This window comes from Mesorhizobium sp. M2E.F.Ca.ET.209.01.1.1, assembly GCF_004010375.2.
Lineage (GTDB): Bacteria > Pseudomonadota > Alphaproteobacteria > Rhizobiales > Rhizobiaceae > Mesorhizobium.
This window is the reverse complement of record NZ_SADP02000875.1, coordinates 1-314: the sequence shown is the minus strand read 5'-3', so window position 1 is coordinate 314 and position 314 is coordinate 1. Positions and strand designations below refer to the sequence as shown.

Here is a 314-nt window from a genome sequence, read left to right as displayed (position 1 = left end):
GGCGAAATGGCCGCCGGGACGGCGCGCCTGCTGCATCCAGTGCGCGGCGGCCGAAACATTGCCGCCCACCGGTTGCGGCGCGGCGATGCCGCCGAGCAGGCCGCGACGGTGGAACGCTTCGATGGTGGGCGCCGAAAGGCCGCGCATGCCGAAAGGCAGCCGCTTGAGCGGCGAGCTGGGATGCTCGGCCTGCTCCAGCACCAGCACGGAGAGGCCCGCCAGGCATGGGCTTTGGGGCGTTGACCGTGCTCGTTTAATCAAGGGTTCACCGCGCTTTGCTACCGGCTACACCACAGGATAGTGAGATGCATCTG

The 314-nt window shown here is 68.2% G+C and carries 1 pseudogene; it reads right to left on the bottom strand.

The window, feature by feature from the left end:
- Nucleotides 1-222, bottom strand: a pseudogene (locus EN852_RS38295) (FAD-dependent oxidoreductase); the annotation flags it as partial.
- Nucleotides 223-314 lie beyond the last annotated feature (92 nt).